The 24,953-nt window shown below is 61.0% G+C and carries 23 protein-coding genes and 1 tRNA gene; 4 read left to right on the plus strand and 20 right to left on the minus strand.

Features of this window, described 5'->3' with window-relative positions:
* The 6 genes from NKI35_RS25705 to NKI35_RS25730 all read right to left on the minus strand — a co-directional run.
* The coding region (locus NKI35_RS25705; protein WP_502897173.1) for a restriction endonuclease subunit S at positions 1-475 on the minus strand (475 nt) is incomplete at its 3' end.
* Positions 472-846 (minus strand): hypothetical protein, encoded by a 375-nt coding sequence (locus NKI35_RS25710; RefSeq protein ID WP_352443854.1) that lies wholly within the window; start codon positions 844-846, stop codon positions 472-474. The genes NKI35_RS25705 and NKI35_RS25710, both read right to left, overlap by 4 nt.
* Positions 843-2,678, minus strand: coding sequence for a type I restriction-modification system subunit M (locus tag NKI35_RS25715; protein WP_352741769.1), 1,836 nt, complete (start codon positions 2,676-2,678; stop codon positions 843-845). Before NKI35_RS25715 ends, NKI35_RS25710 begins: the two co-directional genes overlap by 4 nt.
* A 791-nt stretch (positions 2,679-3,469) precedes the next feature.
* On the minus strand, positions 3,470-4,126 hold the full coding sequence (locus NKI35_RS25720) for a hypothetical protein (RefSeq protein WP_352443852.1): 657 nt from the start codon (positions 4,124-4,126) through the stop codon (positions 3,470-3,472).
* A gap of 594 nt (positions 4,127-4,720) precedes the next feature.
* Positions 4,721-6,229 carry a recombinase family protein gene (locus tag NKI35_RS25725; protein WP_352443851.1) on the minus strand — a complete coding sequence of 503 codons (1,509 nt, stop codon included), beginning with the start codon at positions 6,227-6,229 and terminating at the stop codon, positions 4,721-4,723.
* Between the two features lie 51 nt (positions 6,230-6,280).
* Positions 6,281-6,622, minus strand: a complete 342-nt coding sequence (locus tag NKI35_RS25730) for a DUF2147 domain-containing protein (protein WP_352741770.1) — start codon at positions 6,620-6,622, stop codon at positions 6,281-6,283.
* A gap of 437 nt (positions 6,623-7,059) precedes the next feature.
* Between NKI35_RS25730 and NKI35_RS25735 the strand changes: the two genes are divergently transcribed.
* Together NKI35_RS25735 and NKI35_RS25740 are read left to right on the plus strand one after the other, a co-directional pair.
* Complete coding sequence (locus tag NKI35_RS25735) at positions 7,060-7,326, plus strand: SEL1-like repeat protein (RefSeq protein WP_006199745.1); 267 nt, start codon at positions 7,060-7,062, stop codon at positions 7,324-7,326.
* Positions 7,327-7,712: 386 nt separating this feature from the next.
* Positions 7,713-8,834 carry an ABC transporter substrate-binding protein gene (locus NKI35_RS25740; protein ID WP_023670204.1) on the plus strand — a complete coding sequence of 374 codons (1,122 nt, stop codon included), beginning with the start codon at positions 7,713-7,715 and terminating at the stop codon, positions 8,832-8,834.
* Between the two features lie 66 nt (positions 8,835-8,900).
* On the opposite strand, the gene NKI35_RS25745 is transcribed toward NKI35_RS25740, so the two are convergent.
* The 13 genes from NKI35_RS25745 to NKI35_RS25805 form a co-directional block, all read right to left on the minus strand.
* Positions 8,901-10,862 (minus strand): acetyl/propionyl/methylcrotonyl-CoA carboxylase subunit alpha, encoded by a 1,962-nt coding sequence (locus tag NKI35_RS25745; protein WP_352741771.1) that lies wholly within the window; start codon positions 10,860-10,862, stop codon positions 8,901-8,903.
* Positions 10,863-10,911: 49 nt separating this feature from the next.
* Positions 10,912-11,289 carry a hypothetical protein gene (locus NKI35_RS25750; RefSeq protein WP_023684512.1) on the minus strand — a complete coding sequence of 126 codons (378 nt, stop codon included), beginning with the start codon at positions 11,287-11,289 and terminating at the stop codon, positions 10,912-10,914.
* A gap of 45 nt (positions 11,290-11,334) precedes the next feature.
* Positions 11,335-11,709: a hypothetical protein gene (locus NKI35_RS25755; protein WP_352514210.1), complete on the minus strand. Its 375-nt coding sequence runs from the start codon at positions 11,707-11,709 to the stop codon at positions 11,335-11,337.
* A 120-nt stretch (positions 11,710-11,829) separates the two neighbouring features.
* A complete protein-coding gene (locus NKI35_RS25760; RefSeq protein WP_352741772.1) occupies positions 11,830-12,360 on the minus strand; it encodes an O-acetyl-ADP-ribose deacetylase in 531 nt (176 codons plus the stop codon).
* 1 nt (position 12,361) lies between these two features.
* A complete protein-coding gene (locus NKI35_RS25765) occupies positions 12,362-13,969 on the minus strand; it encodes a carboxyl transferase domain-containing protein (protein WP_352741773.1) in 1,608 nt (535 codons plus the stop codon).
* An 8-nt stretch (positions 13,970-13,977) separates the two neighbouring features.
* Complete coding sequence (locus NKI35_RS25770) at positions 13,978-14,883, minus strand: hypothetical protein (RefSeq protein ID WP_352741774.1); 906 nt, start codon at positions 14,881-14,883, stop codon at positions 13,978-13,980.
* 9 nt (positions 14,884-14,892) lie between these two features.
* Positions 14,893-16,056, minus strand: a complete 1,164-nt coding sequence (locus NKI35_RS25775) for an isovaleryl-CoA dehydrogenase (RefSeq protein ID WP_023735526.1) — start codon at positions 16,054-16,056, stop codon at positions 14,893-14,895.
* A 65-nt stretch (positions 16,057-16,121) separates the two neighbouring features.
* The gene (locus tag NKI35_RS25780) at positions 16,122-16,778 is read right to left on the minus strand and encodes a TetR/AcrR family transcriptional regulator (protein ID WP_023735525.1); all 657 of its coding nucleotides are present in this window, start codon (positions 16,776-16,778) and stop codon (positions 16,122-16,124) included.
* A gap of 69 nt (positions 16,779-16,847) precedes the next feature.
* Entirely contained in the window at positions 16,848-17,138 is a 291-nt protein-coding gene (locus tag NKI35_RS25785) for an acylphosphatase (RefSeq protein WP_023732008.1), read from the minus strand.
* 146 nt (positions 17,139-17,284) lie between these two features.
* Positions 17,285-18,397 carry a pyridoxal phosphate-dependent aminotransferase gene (locus NKI35_RS25790; RefSeq protein WP_352741775.1) on the minus strand — a complete coding sequence of 371 codons (1,113 nt, stop codon included), beginning with the start codon at positions 18,395-18,397 and terminating at the stop codon, positions 17,285-17,287.
* A 295-nt stretch (positions 18,398-18,692) separates the two neighbouring features.
* A complete protein-coding gene (locus NKI35_RS25795; protein WP_023684506.1) occupies positions 18,693-19,865 on the minus strand; it encodes a porin in 1,173 nt (390 codons plus the stop codon).
* A gap of 121 nt (positions 19,866-19,986) precedes the next feature.
* The gene (locus NKI35_RS25800; RefSeq protein WP_352521909.1) at positions 19,987-20,229 is read right to left on the minus strand and encodes a GIY-YIG nuclease family protein; all 243 of its coding nucleotides are present in this window, start codon (positions 20,227-20,229) and stop codon (positions 19,987-19,989) included.
* Between the two features lie 439 nt (positions 20,230-20,668).
* Positions 20,669-20,759: transfer RNA gene (locus NKI35_RS25805), tRNA-Ser, on the minus strand.
* A 464-nt stretch (positions 20,760-21,223) separates the two neighbouring features.
* Between NKI35_RS25805 and NKI35_RS25810 the strand changes: the two genes are divergently transcribed.
* A complete protein-coding gene (locus tag NKI35_RS25810; RefSeq protein ID WP_023731410.1) occupies positions 21,224-22,438 on the plus strand; it encodes a porin in 1,215 nt (404 codons plus the stop codon).
* Between the two features lie 240 nt (positions 22,439-22,678).
* Positions 22,679-23,755: a tyrosine-type recombinase/integrase gene (locus NKI35_RS25815; RefSeq protein WP_352741776.1), complete on the plus strand. Its 1,077-nt coding sequence runs from the start codon at positions 22,679-22,681 to the stop codon at positions 23,753-23,755.
* A gap of 59 nt (positions 23,756-23,814) precedes the next feature.
* Here NKI35_RS25815 and NKI35_RS25820 read toward each other — a convergent pair whose 3' ends face one another.
* Positions 23,815-24,717: an alpha/beta fold hydrolase gene (locus tag NKI35_RS25820; protein ID WP_352741777.1), complete on the minus strand. Its 903-nt coding sequence runs from the start codon at positions 24,715-24,717 to the stop codon at positions 23,815-23,817.
* Positions 24,718-24,953: the final 236 nt, after the last annotated feature.

Consider the following 24,953-nt stretch of genomic DNA (forward strand, 5'->3'; position numbering starts at 1 on the left):
CCAATCGGAAGTCCCGCACGAAGTCGTCGGGCACACGCTTCTGGCCACCCGCACCGTACATTGCCCCCTCACCGAGGCCTCGGAACTCTGCGGATTGAAATAGCCAATTCAGGAACTCGGCAACCAAGCGTTCCTGGCGTGGGCGAGCAACGATCAACTCAGTGGTGCCAAAGCCAACCCCACCGAGAAGGCGCTGCATCAGGGCTCCCTTGCCGTTCTCGAAGCATGGCGTGATCTTCGCGACAACGACATCGCCGTCCCGAAAGTAGCTATAGCCAGACTGGACGTCGCCAAGTCGACGTGTGGCCTCAAGTCGGACTGAGCCGTCTTCTCCAATCGCTTCCATTGGAAGGAATGAAACTTCTTCGTCTTCGGAGAGACCGCCAAGCTCTGCCTTGCTCGGGTTGAGCCGAAGCACGAAACGAAGCCGCATGTCCTCCCACACAGCAGAGAAGTAGGTGCTATGGTGCGTCATTTTCCGACACCCAACCCCGCGACCTCTGTGATGATCCGCACCGCCTGCCACAAGTCCGTAAGCTTGAAGCAGATCAGATCGGTGTCCTTGAACGCTGGCTCACCAAAGAGATTGTGGTTTGGTTTGCTCATGGCGAACGTCGAATGGTCGTAAGGCTCGCTGATGATGTCGCTCAGGCGGCTGGCCCGGACGCTGTCGGCGCGAACCCACAGGTTCTGGTGCTTGATCCGAGCAGGCTCAAATCCGAGCGGCGCACCGTTGGACGCGACATAGCGCTCGGCATGTGTCGCATGGCCATTGGACGAAACGGAAATGGCCGGATGGCTCGTCAGCAACGCCCTGATCGCCTCTCTCAGTTTCTCGCCGGTCATGCGGACAACTCCCCGATCATCGTCAGGATGCGGTCGGTCACCTGCTTGAGGTCCGCATCGATATCGGCCAGCGGGCGCGGCGGCTCGAAGACGTAGAAGTGCCGGTTGAAGGGGATCTCATAACCGACCTTGGTCTTCTCATGGTCGATCCATGCATCCTCCGCATGAGGCAGGACCTCGCGCCGGAAAAAGTCGTCAACGTCGTCGCAGAGCGGCACGTTCTCGGTGTCCCTAAGGGCACTGTCGGCCTGCGGCTTACCCCTGTTCTTGCCGCGCTCGCCAAGGACGATGCGGCCCTTCTGGTCACGCAGGGGGCGCTCAACGGTTATCGTGCGATAACCGAAGGCCTCGTTCGGGAAGATCAGCGACAGCGGTGCGAGCCTGACCTTGCCACCCTCGGGAGCCGCCGGGGGCTGCTCGCCCTCCAGCACCACCTGCCGCGCCACCTCCTTGCCATCTGCGTCCAGCACGGTCCCGACCTGGGCCGCGTCGAAGCCGCCGAACAGTCTGGTGACCGTGGCTATGTCGTCGTCGCCCATCTCCTTGCGCTTGGAGCCGAGGCTCTTGCGCATCTTGCGCCAGAAGCTCGAAGCATCGACGAGTTGCACCTTGCCCTTGCGGTGGGCTGGCTTGCGGTTGGACAGAACCCAGACATAGGTGGAAATGCCGGTGTTGTAGAACATGTCGGTGGGCAGGGCGACGATGGCCTCGACCAGATCGTTCTCCAGCACATAGCGCCTGATCTCGCTTTCGCCGCTCCCAGCCCCGCCGGTGAACAAGGGCGAGCCGTTCAGCACGATGCCGAACCGGCTTCCGCCATCGACCGCAGGCCGCATTTTAGAGAGGAGGTGCATGAGGAACAGCAGGGACCCGTCGGAGACCCTCGGCAGGCCCGGGCCGAAACGGCCATTAAAGCCTTGCTGCTCCGCCTCGCGGCGAACCTCCTTCTCGACCTTCTTCCATTCGACACCGAAGGGTGGATTGGACAGCATGTAGTCGAACTTCTCGTGCGTGTGGCCATCGTCGGACAGGGTATTGCCGAAGACGATGTTGGCGACATCCTGCCCCTTGATGAGCATGTCGGCCTTGCAGATTGCGTAGGCCTCCGGGTTCAACTCCTGCCCGTACATGACCAGAGAGGCCTTGTCGTTGTGCTCGACGAGATGCTCACCGGCGACCGAGAGCATCCCGCCAGTGCCAGCAGTCGGATCGTAGATCGTGCGCACCACCCCGGGCTTCGACAGGATGTCGTCGTCTTCGACGAATAGCAGGTTGACCATCAGCCGGATAACCTCGCGCGGCGTGAAATGCTCACCGGCGGTCTCGTTGGAGAGTTCGGAGAACTTGCGGATCAGCTCCTCGAAGATCAGGCCCATCTGGTGGTTGTCGACCTTGCCGGGATGGAGGTCGATGCGGGCAAATTTCTCAGTGACCTGGTATAGGAGCCCGGCCTTGGCCAGCCGGTCGACCTGGATGGCGAACTCGAAGCGCTCGAAGATGTCGCGCACGTCCTGCGAAAAGGCCTGAACGTAAGCGAACAGGTTCTGGGCGATATTGTCCTGATCGCCCATCAGCTTGCGCATGTCGAGCTTCGAGGTGTTGTAGAAGGTCTGCCCAGCCTTGCGCAGCAGGAAGGGCTCCGGGTTCATGCCGAGTGCGGTCTTCGCGGCATGTTCAGCCAGCACGGCTTCCTTGGTCGGCTCCAGCACACAATCCAGACGACGCAGCACGGTGAAGGGCAGGATGACCTTGCCGTAGTCGGCCTGCTTGTAATCGCCCCGCAGAAGGTCCGCGACGGACCAGATGAATGCCGAAAGTGCCTGCTGGTTCAACTGTGGTGCCCCCAAATCAGTTCGCCGAGACTAAAGCCGACAGGTGACGAAATGGCAATGCGGCAGGCGTGTTCGCTCACCATCGTGTACTATGGTCCAGCGAAGGTCGCCACATGGGAGGGGCGTTTGATAAAGTTCAGCTTGAGCAGTTCTCGGAAAAAGGACGAGAACCGAGGGATGACCCATGAGGGCACACTGCGGCTTTCCGAGATGGAATGATATGACGGCAGGCTCTCGTTGTCGGCTACTGGATCAAACAACGATACCCAAGCGCTTGATAAACATGACGGGCAAACGGACTTTCACCTTTCTTTGGAGCTCGATGAGGAGACGATTTCCAATATCCTGATTGCGGTCGCCAAGCGGGAGCAGAATGGCTCTGTGAGATTGATGAAGCGATCGCAATAGACGTGAGTGCGTCCAGGCGTCACTGTCATACCATTCAACAAAAAAGGTGGGAGCAAGGACGGCGGGCGTGTTGGCCATCGAGTGACCAACTTCAGGTTATCGTCAGGTAGGCAATCGGAGAGAGGGCTTGCCCGTGCCGATGGAGCAGCCTGACGGTCCTGAAGCCATGGCTCAGGTGAGACAAAAAAGATGATAATCGATGATGACTATCAATCTTGTCTCCCGCCAAGCGAAGCTGGCAGCACGGTCGGTTATCCCATGAACGGCAAAGCCGTCTCATCCATGGGTCTGCCGACATAGCCGCCAGTTGTCTTCTCGATGGAGTCTGGAAGGAGCCCAAGTTACCTCCCGTCTATAGTATAGCGACGACCGTTTTCTTTGACTTAGACCTTGCTAATAGACCTTGCATGGTATGAGACCGTCTGCTTGGACATGGCAGTCAGTCGAACGACCTCGGCCTGCGTCCTCCCCTCGGCCAGCAATGCCCTCACGATATCCTGAGCCTTGGGCTTCCTAACGGAACCCGTTGGCGTCTTCTGCAGCCGGGCGAGAAGCGCCAATCCCTCTGGGGTCACCAAGGTCCTGACCCACCTCTCGTGGTTCTGTCCATAGTGAATGGATATGAGGAGGCCGTCGGCCGTCGCTGCCCTGGTGGCCACTGCGTCATGTCGATACTCCGGTTTGGTAGCGGTCGGGTCGGTCAACATGGGGACCATCCGCCAGGCAAGGCGCCGTTCGGTTAGCCCCGCACGTTCCAGCGTGGGAATGAGCTTGCGGACGGTCGTATCGCTGCCGTGACGTCCCCGAAGGCGGCCGAGCGCGTTCGAGAGTGACAGACAGCCGGTGACGATCTCGCCAGTGATGGGGTTGAGAATTTCTCCGCGAGCAAGGAAGGGCCGACTGATCTCGGCTTTGCAGCGGACGCTCTCGGCGATCACCTCTGTGGCGGTGAATGCCCGACCGCCGCGGGCAGCGGCTGCCGATTTGTGTTGCTCGATCCAATCCTTGAGTCCGGGCGTGGGAAGACTGTGCATGGTCATGCTGGGGAATGCCTTTCGTCGGTATGTGGTAGTGGCTGCGGCGCGTCCCAGCGGGGCCACGAGGGCTCTCGGGAGAGGCACGGATGTTGGGCTGGTATAGGAGAGGCAGTATCACGCCGTGGCGCTACAGGGGGCCGAGGAGAGTCAAGGAAACGCTATGATTTCCTGCCGTCTCGAAAGGTCGAGGGTTCGCCGACAGAGTGGCAGCGGGCGAACCGCTCGGGCATCAGGTTTCGCTGCCCGGCGCCCTTGGCGTCAACTCGAGAATTTTGACGCGCGAACGTTCGGGCAGGAGCTTCGCCTATCTCAATATGACGACCTAATCGCAGGAGCGGGGGGCGTGCAACCACTCCGAAGGAAAGGTAGCCGCACTTAGCTGCTGGAAAGCAGCGAACCCCAAGAGATTCATTGTCGCGGAGGAAGCGTCAAGGTGCTTACTTCCCCCGATATGGGTGGGTAATTAATGGATGGGACCCTGAGGACAGGTGGGGTGCTTCGTTCCCCCAATATGAGGCCCTAATTACCGATGAGCTTTCTTCCCTCTATATGGGGACCTAATCTCAGGGGATGGGTGTATGCTGTATGGGTCCCTAATCATCCGGGCTCGCCGGTGCTGTCGAAAACTATGGTTTGGCTGTAGCCATTCCGCATGGTGACAAGGGCTCGCCTGAGCGTCTTGCTGTCGCTCTCAAGCTCTATGCGTTCAATCAAGTCACCAAGGAGCCCTTGCGCAGACTTCCGGTCCTCTCGGGCCAGCCGCTCCATCTCCTCTTGATCCGCCACGAAGTCGTCTACAGCAGCCTCGGTCTCACGAAGCCTCGCGCTGTTCTCGCGTAGCTTTTCGAGTTCCCGGCGCTTCAATGCGATCTCACGCGAGATGCCATCGGCCTGTGTAGTCAACAGCCGGATGACGTCAGCCGAGGAGGCGTCGGCAACACCAGCTAGGACGTTGGCCCGCTTGGCTTCGAGGGTAGCCAAGATGTCCTCTGTAGCCTTCACGGGGCCGTCGAGGGCCTCGGGTTCCTGCGGTATAGGAACGGCCAAGAAGCCGACGCGGCTGACCATCTCTCGCTCGAAATCGTCGTACCGCCAGGTTGGTGCCCGGCAGTCCGTCCGCTTGGACATCTTGCCTGTGCATGTCAGGTATCCGAAGGACCGACCACCACGTTTGACAGAGGTCACAGCCATTGAGGAGCCGCACCCTGCGCAGTAGACCATGCGGCTGAACAGGTTCGCTGTGTTGCCCACCTGTCGGCTGTGCTGTCGCGCCTTGGTCCGCTGGCGTGAGGCCAGCCATTCGCTCTCGGTGATCAGGGCGGGGAAGTAGCCCGGCACCTCCTCGCCTCGAAGCACAAGCGTCCCATAAGCCGCAGGGTTGCGCAGCGTCTCGCCAACGACCGCCTGAGACCACGTGCCGCCCGAGGGACTTGAGATGCCCTTGGCGTTCAACGTCCGTGTAATGGCCAGTTGCCCGAGACCCTGCTTGGTCAAATCGAACAGGAGCCGGGCGTCATCGGCACGGTCGTTCAACTGTTGGGTCTCATGGTCGATCCAGAAAGGAACCTTGGCTAGCTTGATGCGTCCCGCTCGCGCCTTCTCAGCCTTGCGCTTCCATGCCTCTTGGACGCGGTAAGACAGCTTGGCGCTGTACTCGTGGGCGGCTTGCATCGCCATGAGTGACATCATGAGACCAGCGAAGTTGTCGTCGTATCCCTCGCTGGTGTGGACGCGCTGGTCCGTCAAGGTCACCAGCGTTAGACCGGTGTCCAAGAGATCGAGGAAGTAGCGGATTGCTCTGGTGGGCTTAACGCGGGTGATGCGGTCTATGTTCTCAACAATGAGGACCACATCATTCGGTATCTTCCCAGACCGGACATCGGCAACGAAGGCACCAAGAGATGCCTCTAGGTTTGCGCCTTTGAAGGCCGAGACGCCATCGTCCACCAACTGGCGCTCGCGATCTAACGTTAGGCCGTGCTGGGTGCAGAACTTCTCGGCATTGCTGACCTGCCGGGCGAGGCTATCGCCCTGCGACTGCTTTCCCGAGGACCAGCGAGCGTAAGAGATCGCTTGGCGTCCTTTGAGATTGTGGGGGTGCAGCATGGTGGGCGTCTCCGTTGTGCCTTGGAGACGCCGAGGTACCAGTCTGTAGAGTTACTGTCTAGTCCAGGTCTGGCTCTTGCAGATCAGCCCGCCGAGCACGCAGCCGCTCATTTTGAGCGAGGTGCCCGACAGTGTTGCCTTGCCCGAATAGGTCTTGTCGTTTGCCGGATCGGTGATGTTGCCGGCATATTTGTTGGCCCCGGCCGCCTTGAGCGAACCGATGGTCTTCCCGGCATATTTGCCGGTCTTCAGGGTTATGGAGAATGAACCGCTGCCGCCGATAGCTGCTGTGTCGCCGGCTTGTGTCTTCCAATTGCCTTCGATCGGATCGGCCCAAGCCGCACCAGCCATCATCACGGCGGCCGCCAGGGCCAAGCTCACTTTGCGAAACATATCTGTCCTCCCTGGTTTAGATGGGGCAGCCGCCTCTCTGCCCCTTACGCAAACGTAAGCTAATCCAGCTCCCGGCAAAACAAAAGCGTGCCGCGACGGAAGGTTTCGCAATTTTCATGCAGGGTCGGGAGAGTGCAGCCCGTGGAAATGAAACGATCGAGGCGTTGGCTTTGGTTCGCGTGGTTAGCAGAGTGTTGATCGGCGCCTTGCAAATTTTCGTCAAATCGGTCGAGAAACGGCGGGATTGCTGACTTTGTATCCTTAACGAATTTCCGCGTTTACCTCTTGTTTTAGCTTTGTTTTCTCCAAATTAAGCACGCCATTTAACGACGGATTCAAGGCTCGGCCTCATTCTCGGAAGCATCGAAAGAGCGGCTCCCCAGGGAACACCGGGGGACAGAAGAGGCCCGCTCTCGGGAGCCAGACAGGGGACTAAAATGGCACGTTTTGAAATGCTTGAAGCCGGCTTCGGCGCCATGGGGGCAACTGCCCAGGCCGACATTCTTTTCGAACTGGGCATGATGTATGCGACCGGCCGCGATTGCGAGACCGATGTCGTTGCCGCCCACAAATGGTTCAACATCGCCGCCATCAAGGGCTCGGTCCGCGCCGCGGAACTGCGCTCGGAACTGTCGGCCGCAATGTCCAAGGTCGAGATCGCCAAGGCGCTGCGCGAAGCCCGCGAATGGATGACGATGCACTGAGATCGCGAGCAGATTATCGCAGGCAGATTATCGAAAACAGGGAAGCCCCGGGATCAAGACCGCAAAGACGGTCGGAACCGGTGAAACGACAAGGCCGCGACAAGACGGCCGACCATGAAAGAACAAGAACGCGGCAGGCGGGCACGGTCCAGTCGTGCACAATGGGGACGGCGGGCAGGTTTTCGTGGCGCGGGGGCGCATGGGGACTGCTACGAGCAAAAAGCCACGACCGGCCGGAACAGGCTGGCGTGGCTTTTTGCGTTGATGAGGCCCAATCGAGCGGCGCCGATGCGCCTAGACAGGCCCAATGAAGGATGAAATTGTCCCGCCTTCGGAAAGAAGCGCGGCCAGAGCGGCTGCGCGAGTGTGGGAGGAGTTCTATCACCATGAAAAAAATGGGTATTTTGAGCGCGGCCGTATTTGGCCTGATGATGAGCGCGCCGGTTGCCTTTGCCGATGACATCACCATTTCGGTGGTCGGCCCGATGACCGGACAGCTCGCCACGATCGGCGACCAGTTCAAGCAGGGCGCAACGGCAGCCGCCGACGCGATCAACGCCGCCGGCGGTGTCAACGGCTCGATGATCAAGCTCGACATCGAGGACGACCAGTGCGATCCCAAGCAGGCGGTTTCGGTGGCCAACCGGATCGTTGCCAACAGCGTCAAGTTTATTGACGGCCATGCTTGTTCAGGTTCGAGCATCCCGGCTTCCGCCGTCTACGCCGAGGCCGGCGCGCTGATGATGAGCCCGGCCTCTTCAAATCCCGAGCTGACCGATGCCGCCGCCAAGGCCGGCTGGCCGACGATCATGCGTCTCTATACGCGTGACGACGCGCAGGGCGCCTTCATTGGCCCGTGGATCGCCAAGAAATATGCCGGCAAGAATGTCGTTATCCTGCATGACAAGAGCGCCTACGGTCAGGGCGTTGCCGATGCCGTGAAGGCGACGATGAATGCCGGTGGCCTCAAGGAGATCGACTATGAAGGCATCAATGCCGGCGAGAAGGATTATTCGGCTCTCGTCACCAAGCTGAAGGACCTCAAGGCCGACGTTGTCTATTTCGGCGGCTATCACCCGGAAGCCGGGCTTATCCTGCGTCAGTCGGCCGAGCAGAGCGTCAAGTTCCAGCTGATCATGCCGGACTCGATCGCCTCGCCGGAATTCTGGCAGGTCGCCGGCCCCGCCGGTGAAGGCACCCTGTTCGTCTTCCCGTCGGACCCGCAGGCCAAGCCGGAAGCCAAGGAGGCCATCGCCAAGATCAAGGCGGGCGGCTTCGTGCCGGAAGGCTTTACGCTGTTCTCCTACGCCGTCGTTCAGGCGTTTGCAGAGGGCGTCAAGCGCGCCGGAACGGACGATCCGGTCAAGGTAGCCGAAGCGCTGAAGAACGGCACGCCGTTCAGCACCGTGGTCGGCGACGTGACCTTCGACGAGAAGGGCGATCTGAAGAACGCCAGCTACGACATCAACCAGTGGCACGACGGCAAATACGCACCGATCGCGCAGTAAGCGGCCGCGTACTCATGGCAATGGCCGGGCTTGTCCCGGCCATTTTTCATTCAAGCCTCCAGCCGGCTATGCAGCCTCTTCAACGAAGCGCACCAGCACCGTTCCGTCGGTGACCTGCGCGCCCTCGGTGGCGATCTCGGCGATCACGCCGTCATGGCTGGCCGCGATCGTGTGCTCCATCTTCATCGCTTCCAGGATCAGTAGCGGCTGGCCCTTGATCACCCTTTCGCCCTTTGCCGCGCGCACCAGCTTGACCACGCCCGGCATCGGCGCGCGCAGGCTGCCGGAAGCGGCGGCAGTCTCGTCGGTGCGCGCCAGCGGATCCGGGACGAGGAAACTGTAGCCGACCGCGCCTTCGAACACGGTGACGTGGCCTGGCCAGCGGGCAAGGCGAGGGGCGGCGCGAAGATCATGCGAATTGACGCGGTCATAGGGCGCGTCCAGCGCCACCTCGAAGCGCCCGTCCGGCCGCACTGAAACACGCGCCAGTATATCGTCCTCGCCATGGCGCAGGCGCGTGCGGCGCGCAACGCTGTGGAAATGCGCATAGCCGGCAAGCGACGACCACGGATCGTTCGACGGCGGCAAGGCACCGGCCCCGGCCGCTGCAAGGGCTGCCGCGGCAACGATCCCGCAGCTCGGCGGGGCGACCGCGGTCAGCGCTTCCTGATGCCTGCCGATCAGGCCGGTATCGACATCACCGGCCGAAAAATCGGCGTCCGCGGCAAGTGCCGCGAGAAAGGCGGTGTTGACGGTCGAGCCGGCAATCTCGGTCTGCGACAACGCAGTGCCGAGCGCATCGAGCGCCGCCTGCCTGTCCTTGGCGTGGACGACCAGCTTGGCAATCATCGGATCGTAGAAGGGCGAGATCGCATCGCCGGCCCGCACGCCGGTCTCGATGCGCATGCTGGCGCCTTCGGGCGCGTTGTCGGGAAACGCCAGGTGATGCAGCGTGCCGGTCGCCGGCAGAAACCCTTTCGCCGCGTCCTCGGCATAGATGCGCGCCTCGAAGGCGTGGCCGGAAAGCGTGATTTCGCTCTGCGTGTTCGGCAGCTTTTCGCCGGCGGCTACCCGCAACTGCCACTCGACCAGGTCGGTGCCGGTGACCATTTCGGTGACGGGATGCTCGACCTGCAGGCGGGTGTTCATTTCCATGAACCAGAAGCGGTCGGCCTTCAGCCCTTGCGAGGCATCGACGATGAATTCGATGGTGCCGGCGCCGGAATAGCTGATCGCCTTGGCGGCCTTGACCGCCGCTTCCGTCATCGCCTCGCGCAGCGCCAGCGTCATGCCGGGCGCCGGCGCTTCCTCGATCACCTTTTGGTGGCGGCGCTGCGCCGAGCAGTCGCGCTCGTAGAGATGCACGGCATTGCCAAAATTGTCGCCGAATACCTGGACCTCGATGTGGCGCGGCTTGTCGACATATTTTTCGACCAGCACGCGGTCGTCGCCGAACGCGGCCTTGGCCTCGCGCCGTGCGCCCGACAGCGCCTCGGAGAAATCGTCGGGATGTTCGACCCGGCGCATGCCCTTGCCGCCACCGCCGGCGCGCGCCTTGATCAGAACGGGATAGCCGATCTCACGCGCCTTGGACGCCAGCAGCACGATCTCCTGCGCCTCGCCATGATAGCCCGGCACCACCGGCACGCCGGCCTTTTCCATCAGCCGCTTGGCCGCGTCCTTCAGCCCCATGGCGCGGATCGAGGCGGCCGACGGGCCGATGAAGGTGAGCCCTGCCGCCACCACCTGGTCGACGAAATCGGGGTTTTCCGAGAGGAAGCCATAGCCGGGGTGAATTGCTTCGGCGCCGGTCGCCAGCGCCGCCGCAACAATCCTGTCGCCGCGCAGATAGCTTTCACCGACGGGCGAAGCGCCGATATGCACCGCCTCGTCGGCCATTTCGACATGCAGAGCCTTGGCGTCCGCGTCGGAATAGACGGCAACGGTGCGCACCCCCATCTTCCTGGCCGTGCGTATCACCCGGCAGGCGATCTCGCCGCGATTGGCGATCAGGATCTTGGCGAACATGGAGCCTCCCGGGTTTGTCTCGGGCGGCGCCGGTCTGGCAGGAATGAGCCTATTTCGAAGCCGCGATTTTGCAGCCGCCGCTCGCGGTCTGAACCTTCCACTTTTTCAGGCCAACCTGACAGCTTCGCAACGCCAACTCTTCCGCGGCCTTCTGAGATGGCGCGTTCAGCCGCGCACCGCAGATGATGTAAAGATCGTCGACGCGCGAGTAGAATGTGGTCGCGTAGGCCGAGTGGCCACTCGCCGCGACATAGGCGTTGTACGACTTCGTGCAGGGCTCCTTTGGATTCAGTGACAACGGAGGCCAGAATCGGGTGTCCCCCTTGCTGCCCGCCAGCGATCCAGCCGCCCCGATACCGGGTGCCGTAAATACGAGCAGGCCGGCAAGCATCGATACAGTAATTCGTTTGATGCGTGTCGATTTCATCTTGCGCCGCCCATTTGAAAAATGCCCAAGCCGATGCTTGTCGGCCTACTTCGATGCCGCAACTTCGCAGCCAGCCCCTGTAATGACCTTGTAATGGCTGCGGGCGGACTCGCAGGATTTCATCGCCCGTTCTTCGGCAGCCTTCTGTGACGGTGCATTCAAGCCCGAGCCGCAGATGATGTACAACGAACGGATCCGGGCATAGGGCGTGGTCGCATAGGCCGAATGGCCGCCGGCGGCCACATAGGCGTTGTAAGCCATGGTGCACTGGTCTTTCGGGCTTTTCGGCAAATACGGATAGAAATGGATGTCGCCTTTGCTTCCCGCCAGCGATGCCGCGGCGCCAACGCCGGGTACCGAAAATATAAGCAAGACTGCAAGTACCGACGCAGTCGTTTTTCCCGAATATTTCGGCCTCATCTTTACCCCATCCCCGTTGCCCAATGTGGGATGAACAATAGCGTCTATTCTCCAGTGCCGCCAGCCTGCTCACCGAAAATTGCTTTTGCGTAGGTGGAGGAACCATCTTATCCATGCAGACTAGCATCCTCCAAGGGCAGCAACGGCTTGTCGGTATAGTTGAGCTATTGGCTCGTCGAAGCAGCAGAAAATAACTGTTTCGGGCGTTGAGTTCTGTCCGACGAAGGTACCTGCGATGCCAACGGCGATCTGCGTCGCCTCATTTTTCGGATAGCGGTACATGCCGGTGGAGATCGCCGGAAATGCCACGGTCCGGCAATCCCTGGCGGCGGCGATTTCGAGCGATCGGATATAGCAGGAGGCGAGCAGTCCGGCTTCGCCTTTGCCGCCGCCTTGCCAGACAGGTCCGACCGTGTGGATGATGTAACGTGCCGGCAGCCTGTAGCCCTTGGTAAGCTTTGCTTCGCCGACCTTGCAGCCGTTCAGCATCCGGCATTCGAATTCGAGCTCCGGGCCGGCCGCCCGGTGAATGGCGCCGTCGACGCCGCCGCCGCCCAGCAGCGAGGAATTGGCGGCGTTGACGATGGCATCGACCGCAAGCCTGGTGATGTCGCCGGTGTGGACATGTATCCGTTCGCCGAACTTGCTCATCTCACATCCTGAACACGCCGAACTTCGTTTCCTCGATTCCGGCGTTGAGCGCGGCCGACAGGCTGAGCGCCAGCACCTCGCGCGTTTTCGCCGGGTCGATGATGCCGTCGTCCCACAGCCGCGCCGAGGAGTAGAGCGGGTGGCCCTCATGCTCGTATTTCATCAGGATCGGCTTCTTGAATTTCGCTTCCTCGTCCGCGCTCCACTCACCGCCCTTGCGCTCGATGCCCTCGCGCTTGACCACCGCCAGCACGGTCGCCGCCTGTTCGCCGCCCATCACCGAAATGCGCGCGTTCGGCCACATCCACAGGAACCGCGGCGAGTAGGCGCGTCCGCACATGCCGTAATTGCCGGCGCCGAACGAGCCGCCGATGATCATGGTCACCTTCGGCACGCGAGCGGTGGCGACCGCCATCACCAGCTTGGCGCCGTCCTTGGCGATGCCGCCGGCCTCGTATTTCCGCCCGACCATGAAGCCGGTGATGTTCTGCAGGAAGATCAGCGGGATCTTGCGCTGGCAGCACAGTTCGATGAAATGCGCGCCCTTGACAGCACTTTCGGAAAACAGCACGCCATTATTGGCGATGATGCCGACCGGCATGCCCTGAAGATGGGCAAAGCCGGTGACCAGCGTGGTGCCGTAATTCTGCTTGAACTCGTCGAACTCGGAGCCGTCGACGACGCGCGCGATCACCTCGCGCACATCATAGGGCTGGCGCAAATCCGTCGGCACGATGCCATAGAGTTCACGCGGATCGTGAAGCGGCGGCGCGGGTTCCTGTAAGCTCAGGCTTACGGTCTTGCGCCGGTTGAGGTTCTTGACGATGCGCCGGCAAATCGCGAGCGCATGTTCGTCGTCCAGCGCATAGTGGTCGGCGACACCGGACAGCCTGGTGTGCACGTCGGCGCCGCCAAGCTCCTCGGCGCTGACATCTTCGCCCGTAGCCGCCTTCACCAGAGGCGGGCCGCCGAGAAAAATGGTCGCCTGGTTGCGCACCATGATCGTCTCGTCCGACATTGCCGGCACATAGGCGCCGCCCGCAGTACATGAGCCCATGACGCAGGCGATCTGCGGAATGCCGGCCGCCGACATGTTGGCCTGGTTGTAGAAGATGCGGCCGAAATGCTCGCGGTCGGGAAACACCTCGTCCTGGTTGGGCAGGTTGGCGCCGCCGCTGTCGACCAGATAGACGCAAGGCAGATTGTTTTGCAGCGCGATCTCCTGCGCGCGCAAATGCTTCTTCACCGTGAGCGGATAATAGGTGCCGCCCTTCACCGTGGCGTCGTTGACCACGACCATCACCTCGGTCCCTTCGACACGGCCGACGCCGGCGATGATGCCGGCCGAGGAAATCTCCTCGCCATACATGGACCATGCCGCGAACTGGCCGATCTCGAGGAAAGGCGAGCCGGTGTCGAGCAATTGCGCCAGCCGCTCGCGCGGCAACAGCTTGCCGCGCGAAACATGACGCTCGCGCGCCTCCTCCGAGCCACCGCGCTCGACGGTTGCCGCCTTGTCCGCAATGTCGGCAACCAGCGCCCGCATGCGCTCGGCATTGGCGAGGTAGGTTTCGGAGGAGGGCGAGATCTGGGTTTGGAGTACGGCCACATCGGTTCCTATTGCTCTGCCACGACTTGCAGCTTGCCGTCACGGCGCTCGAAAATGTACTCGGAGAGAAGATCAGGTTCGGTCTTGAAAACCTTGTCGACAAATGAGCGAGCAAACTGAACCGCATTGGGAAGCCGCTTGTCTACAACGACGATGGCATCGCGTTTTGGAATGGCTATGAAAACGCCGTTGGGGAATTGCGGTCCAAGCGTGGCCCAGAATTTTTCGGTCAGGAGGAGAGCGGGTGAGATGGCCTCATCCCCTTCGACGGTGAAGATCGATATCCCGTCGAGGATACGCTCCTGCTTGACCTTCGTAATCTGCTTGTTGATGTTTTCCAGAGCAAGCTGGCGAAGCTGTGCGAGTGAGCGGTCTCCAACATCGTCAAGCCGGACGCTGGCGAGCGAGTCCTCATTGTCGATTTGGTAAAGGATCACGACGTCACCCGCCAAGGTTTCAAACGCCGGTCCTTTGTCGGGCTCTGTGCCATCGCCTTTGAAAGCGTCGAGATGTTCGCGCGGTCGAATGTTGGCAATCAGTAGATCGGCCTGGAAGCCGCTTTCGCTATCGCTGAGCACGAGCGTGGTTAGAAAACGTTCGATTTCGGTTTCCGCCTCTCCCGCCGGCAGGTCGCGAATGCGGCCTAGCAGGTTCGTAACGTCCACCTGAAGATGAATATCCTTGCCGGTAGAACCGACCCTGGTTACGTCAAGACGCGCCGGATCGGCGGGGTTGGGAATTGCTTGCTTGACTCGGCTGTCAGCCTTCAGGCGGGAAATGACTTCAACCCGCAGTGCTGCAACGTCTCGAAATTGCGGCATATCTGAAGAGGCGGCATTCGCGAATCCAGACAATGGGATCAATGCGACGATAGTCCGTGCTAATACTCCAAGGTATTTTGGCAAACCAGGCATTGAAATCGCTCACACCCCTTCCGCCATGATCTCGCGCCCGATCAGCCAGCGTCGAATCTCGCTGGTGCCGGCGCCGATTTCGTAGAGCTTGGCGTCGCGCAACAGCCGGCCGGTCGGATACTCGTTGGTATAGCCGTTGCCGCCAAGCAGCTGGATGGCGTCGAGCGCCATCAGCGTCGCCTTCTCGGCGGCAAACAGCACGCAGCCGGCGGCATCCTTGCGTGTCGTCTGGCCGCGATCGCAGGCAGCCGCGACGGCATAAACGTAAGCGCGCGCGGCGTTCATCGTCGAATACATGTCGGCGAGCTTGCCCTGCACCAGTTGGAACTCGCCGATCGGCTGGCCGAACTGCTTGCGCTCATGCACATAGGGGACGGCAACGTCGAGGCTCGCCGCCATCAGCCCGAGCGGGCCGCCGGCGAGCACGGTGCGCTCGTAGTCGAGGCCCGACATCAGGACCTCGACGCCGCGGCCCTCCTCATGCAGCACATTGTCATAGGGCACCTCGACATTGTCGAACACCAGTTCGCCGGTGTTGGAGCCGCGCATGCCGAGCTTGTCGAGCTTTGGCGATGCCGAGAAGCCGGCCATGGTCTTTTCGACGATGAAGGCGGTGATGCCGTGCGATTTCCGCTCCGGATCGGTCTTGGCGTAGACCACCAGCGTTTCAGCGTCGGGGCCGTTGGTGATCCACATTTTCGAGCCGTTGAGCACATAGCGGTCGTTGCGCTTTTCGGCGCGCAGCTTGAGCGAGACGACGTCGGAGCCGGCGCCCGATTCCGACATGGCCAGCGCACCTGCCCTTTCGCCCGAGCACAATGCCGGCAGGAATTTCTCCTTCTGCGCAGGTGTCGCCCAGCGGTTGATCTGGTTGACGCAGAGGTTCGAATGGGCGCCGTAGGAAAGGCCGACCGAGCCCGAGGCGCGCGAAATCTCTTCCACCGCAATGACATGGGCGAGGTAGCCCATGCCGCTACCGCCGAAATCGGGATCGGCGGTGATTCCAAGCAGGCCGAGCGCGCCGAGTTCTTTCCACAGATGCGCGGGGAACTGGTTGCTGCGGTCGATCTCGGCGGCGATCGGCGCTATTTTCTCCTGGGCAAAGCGGCGCACCAGATCGCGCAGCGCCTCGATGTCCTCGTCATGCCCGAAGCTGAGTGTGTTCGTGTACATGCCGTTCCCTCCTGCCGCATGACCCCGAAATCAACTTTGATTTTCGGAAAGGATCATGCGCGAAATCAAAATGCTACAGCGTCATTTGCGCGTCCGAAGGGACGCGCGGCGCTGTAAGTCTTGCCGTCTATGTTCGCGCCAACCAGGCGCATTGTCATTGAAAGATATGTCGCCGTGACTTCAGCCATCGACAGCCGCTCGCCCGGCCGGAACCAGACGATGACGCCGGTCATCATCTGGATCAGCGCCATGGCAGTGAGCCCGGTGTCATCGACACTGAAGGCGCCGGCCTCCGCGCCGTCGCGCAGGATGGCGCGCAACTCCTTCTCATAGGCGGTGCGCATGCGAAGGATCTGCGTCAGCCGGTCATGTGACAGGCTGCGCAATTCCATGTTCGAGACATGGGTGGAGTGGCGGCGCTCGATGTGGAAAGCGATGTGGTTTTCGACATAGGCGGCAAGCCGCGTTGCCGGATCGGCAGCGTCGGGGCGTGCGGCGTCCCACGCTTCGATCAGCCCTTCCATATGTTCGCGCATCAGCGTGAACAGCAGGTCTTCCTTGGTCGGAAAATAGCGGTAGAGCGCGGCCGCCTGGACGCCGACCTCGGCGGCAAGCTGCCGCATCGACGTCGCCTCATAGCCGAAGCGGGCGATCAGGCTGACCGCTGCCTCGCGGACGGCCGCTTCAGTTTTTTCGCCGTCGGATCCCGTTGTGCGTGCCATGATAGTCTCCCGGTATTTAGTAATAAAACGAACGTTCAATTAATTCAAGCGGCAATAAAGTGGTTCCGTCTAGACAATGATCCGAAAGTCGATGGGCGCGTCGAGGAGTTCGAATTCTTCGATCTCGACCCTCGAAACCGAAGCTCCCCTTGGCCCTTGCCGGAGCCGTTCGATCATTGTGGAAACCGCAGCATCGGCACCGGCAATCGAGGCCGTCACCGTGCCGTCTCGTTCATTGCGTACCCAACCTACGAGGCCAAGCCTTATCGCTTCGCGTCGCGCCCACATCCGGTAGCCGACGCCTTGCACCTTACCATGCATGCGCGCCTGCACCGCCTTTTGCCGGTCGTTATCTCCCATGCTCAAGAACTGGCGCGGGATCGGACGAAAGCAACAGCCTTGAACGGTTGGATTGTTGTTGGATCGACGGAAGCCGGGGGCCCGGCTGGTTCTGTCTTGGCCTTTGGCGGCATTGGCAGGCCGTGTCGCGACGGCAATCGGCCGGGCTAATTTCCCCGCGCAGCGGCGAGCGCGCCGGGCAGTTCCTCGGCAAAGATGTCGAGCTCATGATCGAGGCCGACGCTGACCCTTATGCAACGGTCGAGCCCTGGCGCCATCGGTTTGCGAATGAACACGTCGCGCGACAAAAGATTTTGCAGCACTTTCAGCGCGAAGGCGCCGTCCTTGCCGCAATCGATGGTGACGAAATTGGTCGCCGATGGCAGCGGCTTCAGCCCGTTCGTCTCGGCAATCCCGGCTATACGTGTGCGTCCGGCAGCGACTCGCGCCACCACGCTGTGCAGCCAGTCTTGGTCGGCCAGCGCCTCGACGCCGGCGATCTGCGCCATGCGGCTGACGCCGTAATGGTTGCGGATCTTCTCGAAATCGCGGATCACCTCAGCCTCGGCCACCGCATAGCCGCAGCGAATGCCGGCCAGCCCGTATGCCTTGGAGAAGGTGCGCATGCGGATGACGTTGGGCCGCGCGACATCGATCGGCGGCAGCGCCGAGGCCGGCCCCAATTCGCCATAGGCCTCGTCGAGCACCAGCATGGTGGTTTCCGGCAACGCTTCGACGAAGCGGGTGATATCTCCTGCTTCCCACCAGCTGCCCATCGGATTGTCCGGATTGGAGAGATAGACCAGCGGCGCCTTCTCCTTGATGACTGCCTTGAGCAGGCCGTCCAGGCTTTCCTTGTCGTTCTCGTAAGGCACCGTGACCAGCCGGCCGCCGACGCCGGCAATGTGGAAGTTGAAGGTCGGATAGGCGCCGAGCGAGGTGACCACTGCGTCGCCCGGCGCGACATACATGCGCGCCACCAGGCTGAGCAGCCCGTCTATGCCTTCGCCGACCACGACGTTTTCGGCGCCGACCCCGAGATGGCGGGCGGTGGCCTGCTTCAGATCGTAATTGTCGGGATCGCAATACATCCACTGGTCACGCGCGACGCTCTCCATGCGGGCGATAACGCGCGGTGAAGGCCCGAAACTGCTCTCATTGGCGCCGATGCGGGCGCGAAACGCGCGGCCGCGCTCGCGCTCCTGCGCCTCCGGGCCGACAAACGGCACCGTCGAGGGGAGTGCGCCGACAAGCGGCGTGAGGGCAGGGCGCTGGCGCATGGCAAAGGCTCACGACGAGAAGAGGGGCCTTCTTGCTAGCGTGCCCGATAGGACGGCGCAAGTTCTGGCGCGGCTGGAAATAGCGGCCATGACGCCCGGGATGAAATCGGCGCGGGTGGCCACGCTCTACGACCTGACTGCCGGTAGGCGGCAACCTTTTGAAGGCCAGCACTGCAGCCAATGACTATGGCGACGGATGCTTCAAACTGCAGCCAATGACTATGGCGACGGATGCTTCAAAAAGAAAAACCCGGCGGTTGCCCGCCGGGTTCGATTTTGAGCCAGTCAGAGCCTGTTAGAACGAGCGCTGGAAGCGCAGCAGGCCGCCAATGCTGCTCTTCTTGTCGGCGTTGGTGAAGTTGGAGAAGTTGGCGTCGTCGAACTTGCCTGCGTTGAGGTAGTCGACTTCGGCCGTGACCGTGAAGCCGGGAACAACGTCGTAGGCGATGTTGGCGGCGACGCCGAGATTCTTCCATTCGTCATACGAGACCTGGGCGTTGAACGAGGTCTTCTCGTTGATGGTGTAGGTGCCGCCACCCCAGAATGCCCAGTTGCCGCCCCACTGCTTGTAGAAGCCGCGGCCGCCGGCGTCGATCGCATAGCTCGAGTCCGTCAAATTGTCGTCGGTGCCGTAGCCGCCCATGATGAACAGCGACAGGTTCTGCATCGGGGTGATGTCCAACCGAACCTTGCCGGCGACTTCTTCATAGTTGCTGTCATAAGCGACGACGCCGGTGATGGCGCCCCAGCCCTGCGTGTACTTCACGCCGCCGACGACATGCGGAACGTAGCTGTCGATGGTGTCGAAGCCCGAGCCTTCTTCGAGAGAGACGACGGCCGAGAAGCCGTTGCCCGCATCGAAGTAGTACTGGACGACGTTGGTGTCGAAGTCGCCGTAGGGAACGAGCGTATCCTGAAGGACGTTGCCGGCGTAGCCGATGAACGTGTCGAAGGCCGATTCGTCTTTACCGACGCGCAGACCACCGAGCTGGATCCAGGCGAAGTTCAGCGAAACGTTCTTGTTGCCGGCAGGGTTGGAGTTGAACTCGTCTGCTTCGGTCGTCGGATCGTCTGCCGAGGGGTAGCCGTTGCGGTTGCCGAAGTTGAAGCGGGTCTCGGTGTAGGTCTTCAAGGTGCCGAGTTCGGTTTCCTGGCCGGTCCAGGTCTTCAGCGTGAAACGGGCGTTCTTGTAGAAGGTATCCTGCTCGTCGCCATCCTTATGGTCGAAGGACCTCGCACCGTCGAACGAGCCGACGTCGCCGGCACCGATGTCGTAACGGACATAGCCGCCAATGCGCAGGCAGGTTTCGGTGCCGGGAATGTAGAAGTAGCCGGCGCCGTAGACGTCGCAGATCTTGACGTATTCAGCCGGTTCCGGCTCGGCGACGACGACGGCGTCGGCGGCGCGCGCACCGGAAACTGCGATCAAGGCCGCAGCGGAGCCGAGGAGAAGGCTCTTAATGTTCATTTTCTGACCTCCAGTCAGAATCGAACAAGATAGTGAAGCCGGCGACAGGCGTTTTCGCTGTAATCAGTTGTTATTGTTGAGGTTTATTGAAAAATGGACTTTGCTGCGGGTGATGCGGCCATCACCACAGGCGCTTGTTTGCGAAAGCATGCCCTGAACCGGATTTGAGATAGCGCTCGAATGAAGCTGCCTTGGCCTGGTTCGAAAAGGCCATATAGGTGACGATCCGCCACGGCAGAAACTTGGATGTATGGCTGGATTTCCCCGCATTGTGCTCGACAAGCCGTCGTTTCAGGTCCGTCGTTATGCTGATATAGCGTTCGCCTTCGGCAGCCGCACTCTCCAGGAGATACACATACCACATGAGCTGCTCTCCTTTGCCGGGGCTTCGGAGGGCATCCTCTCCGCCATCCTGCTTCGCGCTGAGGGTTGGGTTTGTCCTGCGAAGCTCGAAGAGCGAAGCAGGACTGCCAATCGAATTTTGCAAGGGATGCTTTGGGCTTACGCTGTGCGGCACGTAGCACGCCACACGGTCCGGCCCTCCTACGCCAAGGCTTCGGAGGGCATCCTCTCCGCCATCCTGCTTCGCGCTGAGGGTTGGGTTTGTCCTGCGAAGCTCGAAGAGCGAAGCAGGACTGCCAATCGAATTTTGCAAGGGATGCTTTGGGCTTACGCTGTGCGGCACGTAGCACGCCACACGGTCCGGCCCTCCTACGCCAAGGCTTCGGAGGGCATCCTCTCCGCCATCCTGCTTCGCGCTGAGGGTTGGGTTTGTCCTGCGAAGCTCGAAGAGCGAAGCAGGATGGCGGAGAGGATGGGATTCGAACCCACGAGAAGCTTTTGACCTCTACTCCCTTAGCAGGGGAGCGCCTTCGACCACTCGGCCACCTCTCCGTTGCGCCGCTGGATAAAGAAAAGCGCGGGCACAATCAACAAGCCGGCGCCATTATCTCTGAAAATTCCGGATTTGGCCGCAGCGCCGCCTTTTGCATGCGGCGAATCTGCGGCCGCTCCCTGGCCGGCGAGTCGGCAGCAGCGCCGCAATTCCGGCCGGCGATCGCCGGATTCGGCCGCAATGCGGCGCGCTGGACAAGGCTTCCGGGCCCTTCGATAGTTAATGAGAGCTTTCTGACTGAGGCCAAATCGTGTCATTTGTGCAACAACGCCGGGGGATAGCACCCGCACAGCCCTTTTGCCGGTACGATCATGGTTGAACGCCGCCGCCTCATGGGTAATGTCAATTTCGAAGGAGCGGCGCGGTGCGCATCTTTTTCGGTAGTGGGGATGGGGCAGGGAACGCTGTCCTTCAGCAAAGAATACCCAGACCCGTTTTTTAACTTTTGACTGGAGGTCAGAAAATGAACATTAAGAGCCTTCTTCTCGGCTCCGCTGCGGCCCTGATCGCAGTTTCCGGTGCGCGCGCCGCCGACGCCGTCGTCGTCGCCGAGCCGGAACCGGCTGAATACGTCAAGATTTGCGACGTTTACGGCTCGGGCTACTTCTACATCCCCGGCACCGAAACCTGCCTGCGCATCGGCGGCTATATCCGCTACGATATCGGCGCCGGCGACGTCGGCTCGTTCGACGGTGCGACGTCTGCCGACGTTGAGGACGGTGGCAGCAACGACACCTGGTTCAAGCACGCCCGTTTCTCGCTGAAGACCTGGACCGGCCAGGAAACCGAGCTCGGCACCTTGAAGACCTACACCGAGACCCGCTTCAACTTCCAGAACAACAACCGTGATTCGGGCTTCGATCCGGACGGAGCCGGCCCCCTCTTTGGCTCGCCCAATGCTGCTGGCAACGGCGACACCGTTTCGCTGAACTTCGCCTGGATCCAGCTCGGTGGCCTGCGCGTCGGTAAGGACGAATCGGCCTTCAACACGTTCATCGGCTACGCCGGCAACGTCATTCAGGATACGCTGGTTCCCTACGGCGATTTCGACACCAACGTCATCCAGTACTATTTCGATGCGGGCAACGGCTTCTCGGCCGTGATCTCGCTCGAAGAAGGCGCGGGCGGCGGTACTCCCGGTTCCTACGGCGTGGGCACGATCGACAGCTACGTTCCGCATGTCGTCGGCGGCTTGAAGTACACGCAGGGCTGGGGCGCCATCACCGGCGTCATCGCTTACGACAGCAACTATGAAGAAGTCTCCGGCAAGGTTCGTTTGGACATCACCCCGATGCAGAACCTGTCGCTCTTCATCATGGGCGGCTACGGCACCGACGACAACCTGACGGATACGGGCTACGCGTTCCCGGCCGGCGGCCGCGGCTTCTACAAGCCGTGGGATGGCAACTGGGCAGTCTGGGGTGGTGGCACCTACACCATCAACGAGAAGACCTCGTTCAACGCTCAGGTTTCGTATGACGAAGGTGAAAACCTCGGCATCGCAGCCAACATCGCCTACGACGTCGTTCCCGGGTTCACGATCACTGCCGAAGTTGACTACGTCAATGCAGGCAAGATCGATGAGGTCGATACCCTTGGCACGAACCACAACTGGACCGGTATTACTGATGGCGACGACGCCATCGGCGGCATGCTCCGCTTCCAGCGCTCGTTCTAAGGTCTGGCTTTAGGCAAGTGAATACCAGCCCGGGCGCATAAACGCCCGGGCTGTTTTTGTTTCGTGACTGGGTCAAGACAAGCAGAAGGAACAGGGGGAATCGGCAGCTGAACAGTCCGTAGGGTGAGTTCGTGGGATCCGCTGATGGTGGATGAATTCACAACTGCGTGATTAAATCTCTTGAAAGGACGCTTCCAAGCGGGTAGGTCTGACTCTATCCACTCGGGGGTGTGGCAATTTATGACCATCGAAGCGATACAAGAGGGCGACCCCTCCGAACATTTCTCAATGTTCTCTTCTCAAAATGCGAAGATAAACTACAGCTACAACAAGATCAGAGAAGTAAAGTCGCACCGGGTCGGAGAGCTTTTTTCAGCGTACCGAGACATACTCTGGGATGATGGGCGACATAAGTACAATGTCAGCTCCTTCATCGGCGAAATAGACGAGATTCTCCTCGGAGAACGGTTCAGCGCCTTCGACCAGAGCACCCTTGACAACCTTATCGGCACCTTGCGCCAGCGCGGCAACAGCAACGCAACCATCAATCGAAAGATGGCTGCCCTCAGCAAACTGCTGCGCAAGGCTTACAAGATGGGGGATATCCACAGCCTACCCGAGTTCCGCCGCCAGAAGGAGCGGGCGGGACGGATTCGTTTCCTCGAAAGGGACGAAGAAGCAAGGCTGTTCGCCGCCATCAGGACCCGCAGCGAGGATGCCTACCGTCTCTCGGTCTTTCTCGTCGACAGCGGTTGCCGCCTTGGCGAAGCGCTCGGACTGATCTGGAACGACATCCAGGAACACCGCGTCTCGTTCTGGATCACCAAATCCGGCCGCAGCCGCACCATCCCGATGACCGAGCGGGTCAAAGAGGTGATCAAACTGCCCCCGTCAGAGGGCCGCCGGCCCAAGGGTCCGTTCACCAAACTCAGCCAGGCACAATTTCGCGCCATCTGGAACGATGCCAAGGCCGAAGTCGGTCTCGGCGCCGACGACCAGGTGGTTCCGCACATCTTGCGTCACACCTGTGCCTCGCGTCTGGTCCAGGGCGGCATCGACATCCGCCGCGTGCAGATGTGGCTCGGCCACCAGACGCTTTCGATGACCATGCGCTATGCGCATCTGGCCACCAACGATCTCGACGGCTGCGTTGTCGTGCTGGAAACGCCCCGCGGCGAGGGGTTATCCGGCGATGGAAAAAGCTCGGCCTTCGCATCGCCGCTGACCACGGCCTCAGTGCCAGCGCCTGCTCAAAAAAGTAAAGCGGCAGCGGCGAAGGCACCCAAGGCGCCCCGGAAAAGCTCGAAAGCCAAATAGTTACCCAAGGCTTTCATATACTGCCTCGGCAACCCCAGGATCATCTTTGATCTTGGGGTTTACTTTTTCTGGGCCGCATTTGGTACTCCATCCAGGAAAGCCGCGATAGCGCCCGGCAGATTGCCTGTCTCCAGGAAGGGCGCATGGCCCTGGCCCTCGACGGTGATCGCTTCCATGCCGGAATGACGCTTTTGCATCTCGTCGAGTGTGTCGGCCGACAGGAGTTTCGAGTTGGCGCCGCGAATGGCAAGCAAAGGTATGGCCGCCAGCGCCTCGAACTGCGGCCACAGATCCGGCAACGGCTTGCTGAGGTCGAGGCCCGCCACCGTCTCGACCAGCTGCGTGTCGAAATCCGGCAGCAGGAGGCTTTCGTCCGTCTCGCGGTAGAGGGCCGACACCATCCGCTCCCAATCCGCTGCGGTCAGAGCGGGAAAATCCGCGCCGTGAGCGACGCGTTGGGCATCGATCGCCTCAGCGCGGCTCTTCGGTTTCGGTGCCGGGTCGAGATAGGTTTGGATATGGGCGAGCCCCGCGGCCTCGATCACCGGTCCGATGTCGTTCAGCACGATGGCTTTCAACGCGGCCGGCCGCAGCGCGCCGAGCACGTGGATGATCAGCCCGCCGCGCGAGGTGCCGATAAAGGCCGCTTCCTCGACGTTCAGAGCGGCCAGTCCGGCGAGGACATCGCCGGCTTCGATGCCGATAGTGTAGTGGCAGATATCAGGATCGTAAGCGGACTGGCCGCGGCCACGGTAGTCGAAGGCGATGACCTTGCGCGGATTGTCGGTTCGCTGCGACAGATAAAGCGCCAGCTCATGGAAATCGCGCGCGTTGCGGGTCAGGCCGGGCAGGCAAACGACCTGCCAGTTTGCCGAATTGGTCTCGCCATAGACGCGGGCGTGAAGCTTGAGCCCGTCCGGCGCGGTGTAGAAAAAGTCGGAGAAGCCGTCGGTGCTCGACATATTAAAAGGACTCCCTGTCCGGATTGTCTCCGTCTGCTACAGGCGAGGGTGGGAGCGGTCAAATCGAGGGTTGTCGGCAAGCTGACACTCTTGGAAATGCCAGACATCTCCCCCACGAGGGGGGAGATTGGCGGTTCAGGCGCTACGCCCTTCCTTCGACGTTGGAGATCGGCGAAATCGGCAATGACAGCTGATCTCCCCACTCGTGGGGGAGATGGCCGGCAAGGGGGGCGCGA

The sequence above is a fragment of the Mesorhizobium sp. M0676 genome (assembly GCF_040320535.1).
Classification (GTDB): Bacteria; Pseudomonadota; Alphaproteobacteria; order Rhizobiales; family Rhizobiaceae; genus Mesorhizobium.